Consider the following 15,500-nt stretch of genomic DNA (forward strand, 5'->3'; position numbering starts at 1 on the left):
AAGCTTGGGAATTCGCGTTGAAGGCTTGGTGATGGGCTGCTAGGCGCGGTGGCGCAGCAATGCCGAGCGCCTTGCCAGCCACCGTAACAACGCAGACCGCCCCAAGCCTTCAACCCCATTGGTGATTTCAATATCAGGGGCAGCCACGACAAGGCCGCCCCTGCAGTGTTGCCCGCCTGACGCGGGTGCGCACCCGCGCTGCGCATTGACGGCCTTGTCGTGGCTGCGCGAACCCAATGTTTACGTGAACACGCCCTAGGCCAGCGCGCGCTGAATCAGGATCTTCTGCACATCACTCGTGCCTTCATAGATCTGGCACACGCGCACATCGCGGTAGATGCGCTCTACGGGAAAGTCGCTCACCACACCATAGCCACCCAGCGTCTGGATGGCGGCACTGCATACGCGCTCAGCCATTTCGCTGGCAAACAGCTTGGCCATGGCCGCTTCTTTCAGGCACGGCAACCCGGCATCACGCAGGCTGGCTGCATGCCAGATCAGCTGGCGTGCCGCCTCGATCTGCGTGGCGCAATCGGCCAGGCGAAAGCCCACGGCCTGGTGGTGGAAGATGGGCTGGCCAAAGCTCTCGCGCTCCTTGCTGTATTGCAGCGCGCATTCAAAGGCCGCACGGGCCATCCCCACGCTTTGTGCGGCAATGCCAATGCGCCCCCCTTCCAGCGCAGACAGGGCAATCTTGTAGCCCTCACCTTCCGCGCCGATGAGGTTTTCAGCGGGAATGCGGCAGTGATCAAAGTTGATCTGTGCCGTATCGCTGCTGTGCTGGCCCAGCTTGTCTTCGAGCCGTGCCACGATGTAGCCGGGGCTGGAGGTGGGCACCAGAAACGCGCTCATGCCCTTCTTACCTGCGGCCTTGTCCGTCACCGCAATCACAATGGCCACATCCCCATTCTTGCCACTGGTGATGAACTGCTTCACGCCGTGGATGACGTAGTCATTGCCCTCCCGGACAGCAGTGGTGCGCAGCGCGGAGGCGTCCGAACCCACATGCGGCTCTGTCAGGCAGAACGCGCCCAGCATCTCGCCCCTGGCCAGCGGCGTGAGCCACTGCTGCTTCTGCGCCTCGCTGCCGTAACGCATGAGGATGGCGTTGACCGGGCAGTTGGTCACGCTGATCACCGTACTGGTGCCGCCATCGCCTGCGGCAATTTCTTCGAGCACCACGGCCAGGCTCAGATAGTCCAGCCCTGCGCCGCCATACTGCTCAGGCACGCAGATGCCGTAGCAGCCCAGCGCGGCCAGCCCCTGGTGCACGTCTTTGGGGAAGTGGTGTTCCTTGTCCCAGCGTGCGGCGTGCGGGGTGATCTGCGCCTGCACAAAGCTGCGTACGGCGTCGCGGATCATCTGTTGGTCTTCGTTCAGCAGCATCTTGTCTCCTTGCTGTTTTTCTTAAAAAAGAGAGCTGCCAGCGCTTGATATTGCTTGTTTTCAGCAATAAACCTATCGGAAATCCTTATTTTTCAAACGCAAACAGCTATGGTTTTTTCACCAATCTTCCCAACGGTGACCGTCGTAGCGCACCAAGCTGCCTTTGTCGGCATCGTCCAGCTGCGCCACGGTGGCGAGCATGCCCTGCACGCATTCTTCTACGCTGATGCTTGCGCCCTCACCGCCCATGTCGGTCTGCACCCAGCCGGGGTCCATGGCAATCACATGCGCGCCCTGCCACTGTTCCTGCGCGCAGGCCACCACCATGTTGAGCGCGGCCTTGCTGGTGCGGTACAGCCACGCACGGCTTTCAGCCTGTGACAGGCGCGACATCATGGAGCTGATGCAGACCATCACGCCGCCGATGGCCTCCACGCAAGGCATGACCTGGGGCAGCACCTGCATGGCACCCAGCACATTGGTGTGCATGACGCGGTCAAAGTCGGGCTGCGTAGGTGGCGTGTGGGCGCTGCTGCCATCCCAGGCACCGGCCACATACCAGGCCTGATCGATTTCCTCACCATCAAGCTGCCAGGCCAGGCCGCTGACGCTGGCGGGCTGCGCCACATCAACGACCAGTACCTCTGCACCTGCGTCGCGCAGTACCTGCACATCTGCTGCCTTGCGCACGGTCGCAATGACACGGTCGCCACGCTCCACGCAGGCCTGCACCAGACCGCGACCTATGCCGCGCGATGCGCCAATCACCAGTACCGTTGCCATCACTTCCTCCTATGCAACAAATTAGCTGCCAGCGCTTGCTGCATCTGCGCTGGCAGCTTCACTCTTTATAGCAACTCAATCGCCATGGCTGTGCCTTCACCGCCGCCGATGCACAGCGTGGCCACGCCCTTCTTTTTGCCATGGCGCTGCAGCGCATGAATCAAGGTGACGATGATACGTGCACCGCTGGCACCAATAGGGTGGCCCAGTGCGCAGGCGCCGCCGTGCACGTTGACCTTGTCGTGCGGTACGTTCAGCTCGGCCATCAGCGCCATGGGCACAACGGCAAAGGCTTCGTTCACTTCCCACAGGTCTACGTCTTCCACACTCCAGCCCGCTTTTTTCAGGGCTTTTTGTGTCGCGCCTACGGGGGCGGTGGTGAACCACTCGGGCGCTTGCGCATGCGTAGCGTGGGCCACGATCCTGGCCAGCGGCTTGCAGCCCAGCTGCTGCGCGGTGGACTGGCGCATCAGCACCATGGCAGCCGCGCCATCGTTGATGCTGGAGCTCGACGCTGCCGTGATCGTTCCATCCTTCTTGAACGCGGGCTTGAGGCTGCTGATCTTGTCCAGCTTGGCTTTGGCAGGGCCTTCGTCCACGCTGATGGTGATTTCGCCCTTGCGCGTTTTGACCGTGACGGGCGTGATTTCGGCATCAAACGCACCGCTTTGCGCGGCAGCCTGTGCGCGCTGCACGCTGGCAATGGCAAATGCATCCTGCTGCTCGCGCGTGAACTGGTATTTGGCAGCGCAGTCTTCGCCAAAAGTACCCATGGAACGGCCTGCTTCGTAGGCGTCTTCCAGGCCGTCAAGCATCATGTGGTCATAGACCTTGTCATGCCCCATGCGGTAGCCACCACGGCCTTTTTTCAGCAGATAGGGGGCATTGGTCATGCTCTCCATGCCACCGGCAATCATCACGTCGCGGCTGCCAGCAATCAGCTGGTCGTGGGCGAGGATGGTGGCTTCCATGCCCGCGCCGCACATCTTGGACAGGGTCACGGCCCCCGTGCTCTGCGGCAGACCGCCCTTGAAGCCCGCCTGGCGTGCTGGTGCCTGGCCTTGCCCCGCCATCAGGCAGTTGCCAAACAGCACTTCATCGACTTGTTCCGGCGCAATGCCTGCACGCTCGACGGCGGCCTTGATCGCAGCCCCACCGAGGTCGTGCGCTGCCAGATCGGCAAAGTCGCCCATGAACGCCCCCATGGGAGTGCGTGCGGCGCTGACGATCACGATGGGATCTTGGTGTTGTGACATACAGGTCTCCTTGTGGTGTGAATCGTTGTACTGAACTGTCAAAAAACATCGCCCTAATGCACCACATCCGGCAGCAGGCGTCGGCTGCGGTCATAAGGGAACACATCGTGCAGATGGCCCTGCGCAATGCGCGCCTGGTGGGCCTTCCAGAATTCGGGGGTAAGCAGATCGGCGTGGTAGCGCATGAACACATCGCGCACCGCCGGGTGGGCCAGCAGGAAGGAGGCAAAGGTCTCCGGGAACACGTCGCCGGGGCCTACACGCCACCAGATCTCGCTGCGCATTTCCTCTTCTTCATTGCGCGGGGCGGGTACGACGCGGAAGTTGCACGCCGTCAGGTATTCAATCTCGTCATAGTCGTAGAACACCACCTTGCCGCCGCGTGTGACGCCAAAGTTCTTCCACAGCATGTCGCCGGGAAAGATGTTGGCTGCCACCAGGTCCTTGATGGCATTGCCATACTCCAGCACGGCGCGCTCCAGGGCAGCACGTGGGCCGGGGTTATCCAGCCCGGCATCCATGCACTCCTTGAGAAACATGTTCAGCGGCAGCAGGCGGCGCTCGATGTAGAGGTGGTCGATGATGACTTCCAGCTGCCCATCGCCATCGCGGTCGCTGATGTCAATGTGCTGGGCCGCCTGGGCCTGCAGGGCCTGCAGCAGCTCGGGCGAAAAGCGGTCCATGGGCAGCGCCACCATGCTGTATTCCATGGTGTCTGCCATGCGGCCTACGCGGTCGTGCTGCTTGACCAGGCGGTACTTGGCCTGCACCTCTTCGCGCGTGATTTCCTTGGGCGCGGGGAATTTGTCCTTGATGAGCTTGAACACGTAAGGGAAGCTCGGCAGGTCAAACACCAGCATCACCAGCCCCTGAATGCCGGGAGCAATGCGGAACTTGTCCGTGCTGTGCCGCAGATGGTGCAGCAGGTCGCGGTAGAACAGGGTCTTGCCCTGCTTGGCCAGCCCCAGAGCGCTATAGATTTCGCTGCGCGGCTTGCGCGGCATCAGACCGTGCAGAAACTGCACATAGGCGCTAGGAACGGCCATGTCCACCAGAAAATAGGCGCGTGCAAAGCTGAACAGGCCGTGCAGATCTTCTTCGTCCAGCAGCACGGCATGCAGCACCAGCCCACGGCCGTTGCTGGCATGCAGGATGGGAATGGCCAGCGCAATTTCGGTATAACCCGTGATGATCTTGCCCACCACATAGGCACCCTTGTTGCGAAAGAACAGGCTGCTGAGCACCTGAATCTGAAAATTGGCACGCAGGCTCAGCCCCTGCAGGCGCTGGCGGATGCGGGCAGCCAGCAGGGTGATGTCACGGTTCAGACTCTCAAACCGTGCCTGGAGCTGAAAGTGCCCGATCACGCTGTGCAGCGTAGGCACCAGGGCATCGAGGTTGCTGGGGTAAAACGCGCGGAAGGCAGGCTCTCCCGGCGCTTCCAGATATTCTGTGCTGACGGCTGGCCGCACAAAGATAAAGTCGTTCTGAAAGTGCGTGCGGTGCAGGATTTTGGTGGTGACGGAGTTAAAAAACGTCTCCGCCAGCTCCGGCTGCAGATGCCCCACCATCAGGCCAATGTAGTGCAGCTTGACCTGCTGCCACACGACCATGGGCAGGCTGCCTGCGTTGAATTCGGTGTTCAGCTGCTGCACGCATTCGTGCACACGCTGGTCATAGAAAGCAATGCGCTCACTCTGGGCACGTTGCTGGCCGATCCAGTCGGCCTGCTCAAAACGCGTTTTGGCCGCCTGCGAGGTGGCGCGAAACCGCTGGTAGTGGCGGTTTACGCCCTCCATCATCGCAAGGGCAATGGCATAAGCCTGAGGAGCATCGAGTCGTTGCGGAAACATGGCAAAAATTCTCGCTCCTCCCAGGCAGTTTGTCAGTCGCGCTTACGTTGAGCGACTTTTTCCACGGCTGCCAGATACACCTCGTGCAGGCCGCCCACTCCGGGCACGGTCATTTCAAGGTTGGTAATCAGACCGTTCTTGAGGCTGTAGCACCAGCCGTGCAGCGACACCTTCTGGCCACGGGCCCAGGCATCCTGCATCACGGTGCTCTGCGCCACATTCACCACCTGCTCGATGGCGTTAAGTTCGCACAGCACGTCGTGGCGGTGCTGCACAGGGGTGGCCTTGAGCAGCTCATAGTGCTTGTCGCGGATATCGCGCACGTGGCGGGTCCAGTTGTCGGCCAGACCCAGACGCACGCCTTCCAGCGCAGCCAGCACACCGCCGCAGCCGTAGTGGCCCACGACCATCAGGTGCTCCACCTTCAGGTGGTCCACCGCGTACTGGATGGTGGTCAGACAGTTCAGGTCACTGGGCACGACCACATTGGCCACGTTGCGGTGCACGAACACTTCACCTGGCTCCAGGCCCGTGATCTGGTTGGCAGGGACGCGGCTGTCCGAGCAGCCAATCCACATGTATTTGGGCTTTTGCTGCGCCATCAAACCTGTAAAGAACCCGGGGCGATCACGCTCCATCTGTTCCGACCACTCCTTGTTATGGACAAAGAGCTGTTCAATGGATGTGGTTGTCATGTGGCGTTTCCTTTCTTGTGTGGGAAATGGCGCAGCCCATGCCAGAACCGTCAGCAGGTTTCCGCGAACAACTCGCGGCCAATCAGCATGCGACGGATCTCGCTGGTGCCAGCGCCAATCTCGTAGAGTTTCGCATCTCGCCACAGTCGGCCCAGGGGATAGTCATTGATATACCCATTGCCACCATAGATTTGTATGCCCTCACCAGCCATCCATGTGGCCTTCTCGGCGCACCACAGAATCACGCTGGCGCAGTCCTTGCGCACCTGGCGCACGTGCTCGCTGCCCAGCATGTCCAGGTTCTTGGCCACGGTGTAGGCAAAGGAGCGCCCGGCCTGCAGCACGGTGTACATGTCAGCCACCTTGCCCTGGATGAGCTGGAACTCGCCAATGCTCTGGCCAAACTGCTTGCGGTCGTGGATATAGGGCACCACGTTGTCCATCACCGCCTGCATGATGCCCAGCGGGCCGCCCGTGAGCACGGCGCGCTCATAGTCCAGCCCGCTCATGAGCACCTTGGCACCGCCATTGACCTGGCCCAGCACGTGCTCTGCGGGCACTTCCACGTTGTTGAACACCAGCTCGCCCGTGTGGCTGCCGCGCATGCCCAGCTTGTCCAGCTTTTGCGCAATCGAAAAACCCGGCATGCCTTTTTCGACCAGAAAGGCTGTGACGCCGCGTGCACCCATTTCAGGTTCGGTCTTGGCATAGACCACCAGCGTGTCGGCATCTGGCCCGTTGGTGATCCACATCTTGCTGCCATTGAGCAGGTAGTAGCCGCCCTTGTCTTCGGCCTTGAGCTTCATGCTGATGACATCCGAGCCCGCCCCGGGCTCACTCATGGCCAGTGCGCCCACGTGCTCGCCAGAAATCAGCTTGGGCAGGTATTTTTGCTTTTGCGCTTCCGTGCCATTGCGGTTGATCTGGTTCACGCACAGATTGGAGTGCGCGCCATAGGAGAGGCCCACGGAGGCGCTGGCGCGCGAGATTTCTTCCATGGCCACCATGTGGGCCAGATAGCCCATGTTGGCGCCGCCGTACTGCTCGGGCACGGTAATGCCCAGCACACCCAGTTCACCGAACTTGCGCCAGACATCCATGGGGAACTGGTCGCTGCGGTCAATCTCGGCCGCACGGGGCGCAATCTCGGTCTGGGCAAATTCGCGCACGGCGTCGCGCAGTGCGTCAATGTCTTCACCAAGCTGGAAGTTCAATCCGGGCAACTGGCTCATGTCTGTCTCCTTGGGTTTGTTATGCCGTTGACGTTAACGTCAATTATGCAGCTTTTGTTTTCTGCAGCTTGCGCAAAAGTGACTTGGCCTCTTTTTCCTGGGCGCGCACTTCTTCCAGCGTGGCCTGCAGGTCTTCCAGGCGCGCTTCCATCTGCTGGCGGTGCTTGCCCAGCACTTCCAGAAATTTGCTCAGCTGCACTGCGGTGTCACGCGGGCTGTCGTACAGGTCAATGATTTCCTTGGCCTCGGTCAGCGACAGGCCCAGGCGCTTGCCGCGCAAGATCAGCCGCAGGCGGGTGCGGTCACGCGGGCTGTAGACACGGGTGCGCCCGCCTGCACCCTGGCGGGTGGGCTGCAGCAGGCCCATGTCTTCATAAAAGCGGATGGCGCGGGTCGTCAGGTCAAATTCCTGGGCCAGATCGCTGATGGAATACGTTATTGGCGTGGCAGAAGTGGTTTTGCTCATGCGCACATTATTGACGTGCACGTCAACGTCATAAACCGATCTGCAGGCATGCGTGCACTTTTTGGCACACAATCGCCCGCAAGCATTTTTTCTGTCGCCTTCCATGAACCTGCAGCCCAGCGCCGCCTGCCCATGCGGACGCAGCAACTCCAAGGGCAAGCCCATTGCCTATGCCGACTGCTGTGGCCGTTTTGTCGAACACTTTGACAGCCAACCCGCCCCCGATGCCGAACACCTGATGCGCTCGCGCTACACAGCCTTTGTGCTGGAGCGCGCGCCCTATCTGCTAGCCACCTGGCATGCCAGCCAGCGTCCAGCCGAGCTGGACTTTGAGCCCGGCGCCAAGTGGCTGGGTCTGCAGGTCAAGGATTTCCAGCCCACGGGCGATGCCACGGCCGAGGTCGAGTTTGTGGCGCGCTTTCGCGTGGCAGGCCGTGCCGTGCGCCTGCACGAGCGCAGCCGCTTTGTCCTCGAAGACGGCCGCTGGTTCTATGTAGACGGCGACCAGTTCTAAGCCTTTTTGACTTCTAGCGCTTGTCTGTCAAGCGCCACCAGCTATGCAATTTGAAGCTATCTTGTTCGACTGTGACGGTGTGCTGGTCGACAGCGAACTTATTACCAACCGCGTGCTGCACGCCATGCTCAACGAAGCGGGCTGGGCGCTGTCTGAGCAAGACTGCATGCGCATCTTTATTGGCAAGACCGTGCGCAGCGAGACCGCACGCATTGAAGCCGAAACCGGCAAGCCGCTGACCGATGCCTGGATGGCCGAGTTCTACGAGCGCCGCAACGAACGCCTGCGCGCCGAGCTGGTGGCCATTGGCGGCGCCGTAGACGCTGTGCGCCAGGTACACGCCCAGCTGGGCGGCAAGATTGCCGTGGCATCGGGGGCAGACAAGCCCAAGGTGCTGATGCAGCTGGACAAGGTGGGCATGTCTGCCTACTTTGGCGAGCATGTCTTCAGCGGCCACGACCTGCCGCGCACCAAGCCCTGGCCCGATGTGTATCTGGCCGCTGCGGCCTCACTGGGCATTGCACCCGAGCGCTGCCTGGTCATTGAAGACTCCGTCCCCGGCCTCACGGCAGGCGTGCGCGCCGGTGCCACGGTCTGGGGATACTGCCCCAAGGTCAATGCCCACTCCACGCCCGAGCAGCTGCTACAGGCAGGAGCCAGCATGGTCTTTGACGACATGGCTGACCTGCACCGCCTGCTGGCACAGGCCAACCAGACGGCATAACTCTTAAAAACAGAGCGTTTAGCGCTTGTATATCAAGCACTTGCAAATAAAAGCTATTGCAATGCCTGATAAATCCTGCGCAAGACGCTCTTTTTTTAGTGAATGCATGCAGGGCTGCACGCCTGTTTTGACCGCTCGTCCTGCACAAGACGAAGGCAAAAGATAAAATCTGCGCTAGATCAAAGATTGCCCCAAAACTGCACGCTCTATCGATGCCATGTGGCCGGGTGCTGCAAGGCGCAGTCTTCCTCGCTCTCCTTCTGCCAGCCCCGCTGATGCCTGAAGGGCATGCAGGTCTTACGGAGTCAATCTCCCCGCTGACCAGCCTGTGCAACCACAGGCTGATTTTCTTTGTCGGACATGTTCCAGCCACTGCTTCAGGAGTGCTGATGGGCGAACAGCCTCTCTATGATTTTGCGCCGCTGCTCGAGCTCATGGGCCTGGGAGCGCTGATTGCGCTCGTCCCACTGCTATGGGTATGGCGTCGCAACCGCGGCGCAGGCCCGACACGCTATCTGGCCGCGCTGGGCGTGCTCACGCTGTTTTTGACCTTTGACCTGGTCCTGTTCGGCGCCTTCACGCGCCTGACCGACTCCGGTCTGGGCTGTCCCGACTGGCCCGGCTGCTACGGCAGCTCCAGCCCCATTGGTGCACTGCACCACATCACGGCGGCAGAAACAGCCATGCCCACCGGCCCTGTGACGCTGAGCAAAGCCTGGATTGAAATGATCCACCGCTACCTGGCCACCATGGTGGGCGTGCTCATCATTGCCCTCACCGTGCTGGCATGGCGCACACACCGCAAGACGCCGCTGCACGGCCCACGCCACCCGGCCTGGGCCAGCGTCACCCTGGTCTGGGTGCTGATTCAGGGCGCCTTTGGCGCGCTGACCGTGACCATGAAGCTGTTCCCCGCCATCGTCACCCTGCACCTGCTCGGCGGTCTGGTGCTGCTGGCACTGCTGTGCGTGCAGGCCGTGGGCTATCAGCAAGGCGTGCGCAACCAGGAGCCCGCCCCCGTTACACGCGGCCTGCGCACAGCGCTGTGGGCGGTATTTGCATTGATTTTTGTGCAGGTTGCACTGGGCGGCTGGGTCAGCACCAACTACGCCGTGCTGGCCTGCTCTACCTTCCCGGACTGCAATGGCAGCTTCTGGCCAGACATGGACTTTGCCCAGGGCTTTGAAATCTGGCGCCCCCTGGGCCTGCTGTCGGATGGCAGTCACATCAGCTTTGCGGCGCTGACGGCCATCCACTACATCCACCGCCTGGCGGCCTATGTCGTGGTGATCGCGGCGCTGGCCCTTGCCATCGCCATGCGCCGCCAGCCTGCGCTGCAGGCACAAAGCAAGTGGCTGCTGGGCCTGACGGCCCTGCAGGTGGCCACAGGTCTGTCTAACGTGGTGCTGGACTGGCCGCTGCTGGCCGCCGTACTGCATACAGGTGGTGCTGCTGCACTGGTCACCGTCATGACCTGGGCTCTGGCTGCGACACGCTGCAGCCCGCCCCCCAACAAGAAGCGCGCTCAGGCGCTCGGAGAGTTTCCGCATGAATGCTCAAACCTTAAGTGATGCCCCCGGCTCCCGCTGGAGCCAGTTCTACGCACTGACCAAGCCCCGTGTGGTGCAGCTGATTGTGTTCTGCGCGCTGATTGGCATGGTGCTGGCCGTTCCTGGCGTGCCTACGCTGACACAGCTGGGTGACATGGCTATTGCCTGCTTTGGCATCTGGCTGGTATCGGCCGCTGCTGCTGCCTTTAACTGTCTGGTAGAGCGCCATATCGACGCCCGCATGAAGCGCACCAGCTGGCGCCCCACGGCCAAGGGTGAACTCACCCCCCAGCAGGCACTGGCCTTCTCGGCCATTCTGTGCACCGTGGGTGCAGCCATTTTGCTGGCCTTCACCAACCCGCTGACCATGTGGCTGACGCTGGCAACTTTTATTGGCTACGCCGTGATCTACACCGTCATCCTCAAGCCTGCGACCCCCCAGAACATTGTGATTGGTGGCGCATCAGGTGCCATGCCTCCCGTGCTGGGCTGGGCCGCCATGACCGGGCAGGTCAGCGCTGAGGCTTGGGTGCTGTTCCTCATCATCTTCCTGTGGACGCCGCCCCACTTCTGGGCGCTGGCGCTGTATCGCGTCGAGGACTACAAGAAGTCCGGCCTGCCCATGCTGCCCGTGACCCATGGCCCCAAGTACACTCAGATGCAGATCCTGCTCTACACCCTGGTGCTGTTTGCAGGCTGTCTGCTGCCTGTGATCTTTGGCATGAGCGGCTGGCTGTATCTGATCGTGGCCTCCGTGCTGTGCCTGGGATTCAGCTGGTATGCGCTGCGCCTGTGGATGAACTACTCAGACGCGCTGGCCCGCAAGACCTTCCGCTTCTCGCTGATCCACCTGAGCGGTGTATTTGCCGCGCTGCTGATTGATCACTACATCGTTTCTTAAACATCAAAAATACCTCCAGCGCTTATCCAGCAAGCGCTGGCAGCTATCAAAAACAAAGGCCGCATCTTGCGGCCTTTTTGCTGTGTACTTCGGTGCACTGCTGTGTATGCCTGCCCGCCGAACCAGCGAGCACGCTCCTCCTGCGCACGGTAAGAGCTGGAAGGACTGCAAAAAAAGACCACCCGAAGGTGGTCCTGTCATTCTGATCAATCAGGCCGTCAAGCAGCCTTATCGGAGTCACGCTTGCGGCGATCATGGCGTATCACCAGCCATGCAGCCACCAGCACCAGCAAGGCCATGCCATACCAGGTCAGCGCATAGACGGCGTGCGTATTGGTGAACTTGATCACGGTCAGACCCGCACGGGGCCATGTCTGTGGAACGGCCTGCCCAGGAAGGCCCTGGTCGATAAAGAAGGGCGCTGCATGCTCCAGCCCCTTGGCCTGTGCAATCGCAGCGACATCGCGTGAGTGCCAGCGGTCCTCATCCGGCGCGTTGTCGCGCATGAAGCCCCCCTTGGGCTCACTCAGGCGCAGCAGACCCGTCACAGCCACAGGCTCACCCGCAGCCTCTTGAGGTGCACTGGCAATGTGCTCGGCAAAGGCCTTGCGCTGATCCGCCGGGATAAAGCCCCGGTTCACCAGCACCTGCGTGCCATTGTCCAGCTGCATGGGTGTCAAGAACCAGAAGCCAGCGCCCAGGTCAGACACCGCCTGAGTCAGCACACTGCGGCCTTCCATCCACCGCCCCAGGGCCTGCACGGCCAGGTATTCGTGGCTGTCACGTCCGACCTGTGGCCACAGCGCAGGTGCGGGCAGGTCCACAGGCTGGCTGTGCACGCGTGTGTTGACACGCTCAATCAGATCCAGCTTCCAGGCGCGGCGCTGGACCTGCCAGGTACCCAGGCTGATGAAGGTCAAAAAAAGGGCGATGCCCGCTATCGCGAGCACCGCCTTCGTGAAGGTGATGCGAGAGGGCTTGCGCCCTCCCGAGGTTTGCACCGTCATGCTCAGTTGCCGTGTCCAGCGTGTTCCACTGCAGCAGGAGCCTGCGCAGGCGCTACCGCAGCTGCTTCAGCGCCATGTGGATACGCATGATGGTGAGGCATCATGTTGGCGTTCATGTGGAACATCACCCACAAGGTACCTGCGATGGTGATCATCACAAAGACGATGGAGAAGATGGTGGTCATCAAGGTCCAGCCGCCCTGGATCTTGCCGTTCATGTGCAGGAAGTACACCATGTGCACCACCACCTGAACCGCAGCAAACAGGCCCAGCACCATGACCAGGGTAGAGCGATCCTGAATCACGTCACCCATGACCAGCCAGAAAGGGATCACGGTCAGGATAACGGCCAGAATGAAGCCCTTCACGTAGTCACCAACGGTGACGTGCAGGTCATCATGCTCTTCGTGGTGGTCAGCGTGACCAGCGTGGATTTCGTGTGCAGCCATTTACAGCACCCCCATCAGATACACAAAGGTGAACACACCGATCCACACCACGTCCAAGAAGTGCCAGAACATGGACAGGCAGTTGATGCGGCGCACATTGGCGTGGATCAGGCCCTTTTGCTTGATCTGCACCATCAGCACGACCAGCCAGATCAGACCAAAGCTGACGTGCAGGCCGTGCGTACCCACCAGGGTGAAGAATGCAGAACCAAAGGCGCTGGTCTGAGGTGTCAGACCTTCGTGGATCAGGTGTGCAAACTCATACAGTTCCACAGCAACGAAGGCCAGACCCAGCAGGCCAGTCACACCCAGCCACAGCAAGGTGCCGCCCACATTTTTCTTCTGCTTTTGCAGCATCGCCAGACCAAAGGTCAGCGAGGACACCAGCAGGAAGGCCGTGTTCACAGCCACCAGTGGCAAGCTGAACAGCTCGGCACCTGTTGGGCCACCTGCATAGCTGCGACCCAGTACGCCATAGGTGGCAAACAAGGCTGCAAAGATGAGCACGTCGCTCATCAGGTACAGCCAGAAGCCCAGCGATGTACCGTTTTCTGGGTGGGGTTCGTGCGCGAGATGGTATTCGCGCTGTCCCACCGCGCCAGCGGCGCTGGCGGAGATAGTGTGATTAGACATGGCGTGCAAGCTGTTGAGTACGAGCGTCTTCTGTCGCCTGCACTTCAGATGCAGGGATGTAGTAGTCGCGGTTGTAGTTGAACGTGTGAACGATCGAAGCAATGATCACACCAGCGAACGACACGATGGCCAGCCACCAGATGTGCCAGATCAGCGCAAAGCCCAGCACCATGGCAATCATGGAGATAACAAAACCAGCACCCGTGTTCTTGGGCATGTGGATGTCTTCAAAGCCATTCAGAGGACGCTGATAGCCGTGCTTCTTCATGTCCCACCATGCATCGACGTCATACACCACAGGTGTCTTGGCGAAGTTGTAGACGGGAGGAGGCGAAGAAGTGGCCCATTCCAGCGTACGGCCAGCACCCCAGGAGTCACCGTTTTCGTCACGGTTCTGGTTGCGTTGCAGGATCGAAACGCCCAGCTGAACCACAAAGGCAGCAATACCCAGAGCAATGATGGCCACGCCGATAGCAGCAATCACGAACCAGATCTGCAGTGCCTGGTCTTCAAAGTGGTTCACGCGACGTGTCACTCCCATCAGACCCAGGATGTACAGCGGTGTGAAGGCAATCCAGAAGCCCACCAGCCAGCACCAGAAGGACACCTTGCCCCAGAACTCATTGAGCTTGAAGCCGAAAGCCTTGGGGAACCAGTAGTTGATACCAGCCAGCAGACCGAACACCACGCCACCGATGATCACGTTGTGGAAGTGAGCAATCAGGAACAGCGAGTTGTGCAGCACAAAGTCAGCAGGTGGCACAGCCAGCAGCACGCCAGTCATACCGCCGATGGCGAAGGTACACATGAAGCCCACGGTCCACATCATCGGAGGCTTGAACTCGATGCGGCCCTTGTACATGGTGAACAGCCAGTTGAAGATCTTCGCGCCCGTTGGGATCGAGATGATCATCGTGGTAATACCGAAGAAGGTATTCACCGCCGCACCGGAGCCCATGGTGAAGAAGTGGTGCAGCCACACCAGCCAGGACAGCACAGTGATACACACGGTCGCATACACCATGGAGGTGTAGCCGAACAGACGCTTCTTGCTGAAGGTAGAAACGATCTCGGAGAAGATACCGAACACGGGCAGGATCAGGATGTACACCTCAGGGTGGCCCCAGATCCAGATCAGGTTCACGTACAGCATGGGGTTGCCGCCCAGCTCGTTCGTGAAGAACTGTGTGCCGAAGTAGCGGTCCATGGTCATCAGGGCCAGCGCCGCAGTCAGGATCGGGAAGGAAGCCACGATCAAGGCATTGGTACACAGCGATGTCCACACGAACACAGGCATCTTCATCAGATTCATGCCAGGGGCACGCATCTTGACGATGGTGACGATCAGGTTGATACCCGACAGCGTCGTACCCACACCCGAGAGCTGCAGCGCCCAGATGTAGTAGTCCATGCCCACGCCCGGATTCTGGTTACCCAGATTCGACAGCGCCAGCCAGCCATTGGTGGAGAACTCGCCCAGGAACAGCGAAACCATCACCAGAATCGCGCCGGTGGCGGTCATCCAGAACGAGAAGTTGTTCAGGAAAGGGAAGGAAACGTCACGCGCACCGATCTGCAGAGGGATCAGGTAGTTCATGAAACCTGTGACCAGAGGCATGGCCACAAAGAAAATCATGATCACACCGTGTGCGGTGAAGATCTGGTCATAGTGGTGAGGGGGCAGATAGCCCATGCTGTCACCAAAAGCCATGGCCTGCTGGATACGCATCATCACCGCATCGGCAAAGCCGCGCAGCAGCATGACCAGGCCCAGAATGATGTACATGATGCCGATCTTCTTGTGGTCGATCGAGCAGATCCAGTCACGCCACAGAGGACCCCACAGCTTGAACTTGGTCAGTGCAGCCAGCACCACCAAGCCACCAAGCACCACGGCAATAAAAGTCGCCAGCACGATGGGCTCATGGGCCATCGGTATGGATTCCCAGCTGATCCGCCCGAGCAGCGGATCGTTGGGCAACGTTGTTGGTTCAGACATATTGGTCTCTTGCTAAATGACCGGAAAGCCAGCCTGTGCCAGCTTTCCAGCC

15 protein-coding genes are annotated in these 15,500 nt (G+C 60.3%); 4 read left to right on the forward strand and 11 right to left on the reverse strand.

Features of this window, described 5'->3' with window-relative positions; translation table 11 throughout:
- Positions 1 to 255: 255 nt before the first annotated feature.
- From F7P80_RS02380 to F7P80_RS02410, 7 genes are all read right to left on the reverse strand, one after another.
- Positions 256 to 1,386, reverse strand: a complete 1,131-nt coding sequence (locus F7P80_RS02380; RefSeq protein ID WP_054065893.1) for an acyl-CoA dehydrogenase family protein — start codon at positions 1,384 to 1,386, stop codon at positions 256 to 258.
- Positions 1,387 to 1,503: 117 nt separating this feature from the next.
- A complete protein-coding gene (locus tag F7P80_RS02385) occupies positions 1,504 to 2,169 on the reverse strand; it encodes an SDR family oxidoreductase (RefSeq protein WP_151042444.1) in 666 nt (221 codons plus the stop codon).
- A gap of 65 nt (positions 2,170 to 2,234) precedes the next feature.
- Positions 2,235 to 3,425, reverse strand: a complete 1,191-nt coding sequence (locus tag F7P80_RS02390; RefSeq protein ID WP_151042446.1) for an acetyl-CoA C-acyltransferase — start codon at positions 3,423 to 3,425, stop codon at positions 2,235 to 2,237.
- A 53-nt stretch (positions 3,426 to 3,478) separates the two neighbouring features.
- Complete coding sequence (gene aceK, locus F7P80_RS02395) at positions 3,479 to 5,278, reverse strand: bifunctional isocitrate dehydrogenase kinase/phosphatase (RefSeq protein ID WP_151042448.1); 1,800 nt, start codon at positions 5,276 to 5,278, stop codon at positions 3,479 to 3,481.
- A gap of 32 nt (positions 5,279 to 5,310) precedes the next feature.
- On the reverse strand, positions 5,311 to 5,973 hold the full coding sequence (gene can, locus F7P80_RS02400; RefSeq protein WP_054065897.1) for a carbonate dehydratase: 663 nt from the start codon (positions 5,971 to 5,973) through the stop codon (positions 5,311 to 5,313).
- Positions 5,974 to 6,023: 50 nt separating this feature from the next.
- Positions 6,024 to 7,205: an isovaleryl-CoA dehydrogenase gene (locus F7P80_RS02405; RefSeq protein ID WP_151042450.1), complete on the reverse strand. Its 1,182-nt coding sequence runs from the start codon at positions 7,203 to 7,205 to the stop codon at positions 6,024 to 6,026.
- A 43-nt stretch (positions 7,206 to 7,248) separates the two neighbouring features.
- On the reverse strand, positions 7,249 to 7,671 hold the full coding sequence (locus F7P80_RS02410; RefSeq protein WP_151042452.1) for a MerR family transcriptional regulator: 423 nt from the start codon (positions 7,669 to 7,671) through the stop codon (positions 7,249 to 7,251).
- Between the two features lie 103 nt (positions 7,672 to 7,774).
- Here F7P80_RS02410 and F7P80_RS02415 point away from each other — a divergent pair, with 103 nt between their 5' ends.
- The 4 genes from F7P80_RS02415 (at position 7,775) to cyoE (ending at position 11,360) form a co-directional block, all read left to right on the forward strand.
- The gene (locus F7P80_RS02415; RefSeq protein ID WP_058880058.1) at positions 7,775 to 8,185 is read left to right on the forward strand and encodes a YchJ family protein; all 411 of its coding nucleotides are present in this window, start codon (positions 7,775 to 7,777) and stop codon (positions 8,183 to 8,185) included.
- A gap of 43 nt (positions 8,186 to 8,228) precedes the next feature.
- Positions 8,229 to 8,909: an HAD family hydrolase gene (locus F7P80_RS02420; protein WP_151042454.1), complete on the forward strand. Its 681-nt coding sequence runs from the start codon at positions 8,229 to 8,231 to the stop codon at positions 8,907 to 8,909.
- A 389-nt stretch (positions 8,910 to 9,298) separates the two neighbouring features.
- A complete protein-coding gene (locus F7P80_RS02425; RefSeq protein WP_151042456.1) occupies positions 9,299 to 10,480 on the forward strand; it encodes a COX15/CtaA family protein in 1,182 nt (393 codons plus the stop codon).
- On the forward strand, positions 10,458 to 11,360 hold the full coding sequence (gene cyoE, locus F7P80_RS02430; RefSeq protein ID WP_054065901.1) for a heme o synthase: 903 nt from the start codon (positions 10,458 to 10,460) through the stop codon (positions 11,358 to 11,360). The genes F7P80_RS02425 and cyoE overlap by 23 nt, the downstream gene beginning before the upstream one ends.
- Positions 11,361 to 11,578: 218 nt before the next feature.
- On the opposite strand, the gene F7P80_RS02435 is transcribed toward cyoE, so the two are convergent.
- From F7P80_RS02435 to cyoB, 4 genes are read right to left on the reverse strand one after another with little or no spacing between them, the layout of a single operon-like run.
- A complete protein-coding gene (locus F7P80_RS02435; protein WP_058880007.1) occupies positions 11,579 to 12,367 on the reverse strand; it encodes an SURF1 family protein in 789 nt (262 codons plus the stop codon).
- A gap of 2 nt (positions 12,368 to 12,369) precedes the next feature.
- Complete coding sequence (cyoD, locus tag F7P80_RS02440) at positions 12,370 to 12,816, reverse strand: cytochrome o ubiquinol oxidase subunit IV (RefSeq protein ID WP_054065903.1); 447 nt, start codon at positions 12,814 to 12,816, stop codon at positions 12,370 to 12,372.
- Positions 12,817 to 13,497: a cytochrome o ubiquinol oxidase subunit III gene (gene cyoC, locus F7P80_RS02445; protein ID WP_240184045.1), complete on the reverse strand. Its 681-nt coding sequence runs from the start codon at positions 13,495 to 13,497 to the stop codon at positions 12,817 to 12,819.
- The gene (cyoB, locus tag F7P80_RS02450; RefSeq protein ID WP_077345484.1) at positions 13,442 to 15,448 is read right to left on the reverse strand and encodes a cytochrome o ubiquinol oxidase subunit I; all 2,007 of its coding nucleotides are present in this window, start codon (positions 15,446 to 15,448) and stop codon (positions 13,442 to 13,444) included. The genes cyoC and cyoB overlap by 56 nt, the downstream gene beginning before the upstream one ends.
- Positions 15,449 to 15,500 lie beyond the last annotated feature (52 nt).

The organism is Comamonas kerstersii (assembly GCF_008801935.1).
In the GTDB taxonomy this organism is placed as follows: Bacteria; Pseudomonadota; Gammaproteobacteria; order Burkholderiales; family Burkholderiaceae_C; genus Comamonas; species Comamonas kerstersii.

Excerpts from the sequence above, each read along its gene's own strand:
- F7P80_RS02410 (WP_151042452.1), bottom strand. The coding sequence starts at position 7,671 with ATGAGCAAAACCACTTCTGCCACGCCAATAACGTATTCCATCAGCGAT.
- F7P80_RS02405 (WP_151042450.1), bottom strand. The coding sequence starts at position 7,205 with ATGAGCCAGTTGCCCGGATTGAACTTCCAGCTTGGTGAAGACATTGAC.
- can (WP_054065897.1), bottom strand. The coding sequence starts at position 5,973 with ATGACAACCACATCCATTGAACAGCTCTTTGTCCATAACAAGGAGTGG.
- F7P80_RS02385 (WP_151042444.1), bottom strand. The coding sequence starts at position 2,169 with ATGGCAACGGTACTGGTGATTGGCGCATCGCGCGGCATAGGTCGCGGT.
- F7P80_RS02380 (WP_054065893.1), bottom strand. The coding sequence starts at position 1,386 with ATGCTGCTGAACGAAGACCAACAGATGATCCGCGACGCCGTACGCAGC.
- F7P80_RS02390 (WP_151042446.1), bottom strand. The coding sequence starts at position 3,425 with ATGTCACAACACCAAGATCCCATCGTGATCGTCAGCGCCGCACGCACT.
- cyoB (WP_077345484.1), bottom strand. The coding sequence starts at position 15,448 with ATGTCTGAACCAACAACGTTGCCCAACGATCCGCTGCTCGGGCGGATC.
- F7P80_RS02415 (WP_058880058.1), top strand. The coding sequence starts at position 7,775 with ATGAACCTGCAGCCCAGCGCCGCCTGCCCATGCGGACGCAGCAACTCC.
- F7P80_RS02435 (WP_058880007.1), bottom strand. The coding sequence starts at position 12,367 with ATGACGGTGCAAACCTCGGGAGGGCGCAAGCCCTCTCGCATCACCTTC.
- cyoE (WP_054065901.1), top strand. The coding sequence starts at position 10,458 with ATGAATGCTCAAACCTTAAGTGATGCCCCCGGCTCCCGCTGGAGCCAG.
- aceK (WP_151042448.1), bottom strand. The coding sequence starts at position 5,278 with ATGTTTCCGCAACGACTCGATGCTCCTCAGGCTTATGCCATTGCCCTT.
- F7P80_RS02420 (WP_151042454.1), top strand. The coding sequence starts at position 8,229 with ATGCAATTTGAAGCTATCTTGTTCGACTGTGACGGTGTGCTGGTCGAC.
- cyoD (WP_054065903.1), bottom strand. The coding sequence starts at position 12,816 with ATGGCTGCACACGAAATCCACGCTGGTCACGCTGACCACCACGAAGAG.
- F7P80_RS02425 (WP_151042456.1), top strand. The coding sequence starts at position 9,299 with ATGGGCGAACAGCCTCTCTATGATTTTGCGCCGCTGCTCGAGCTCATG.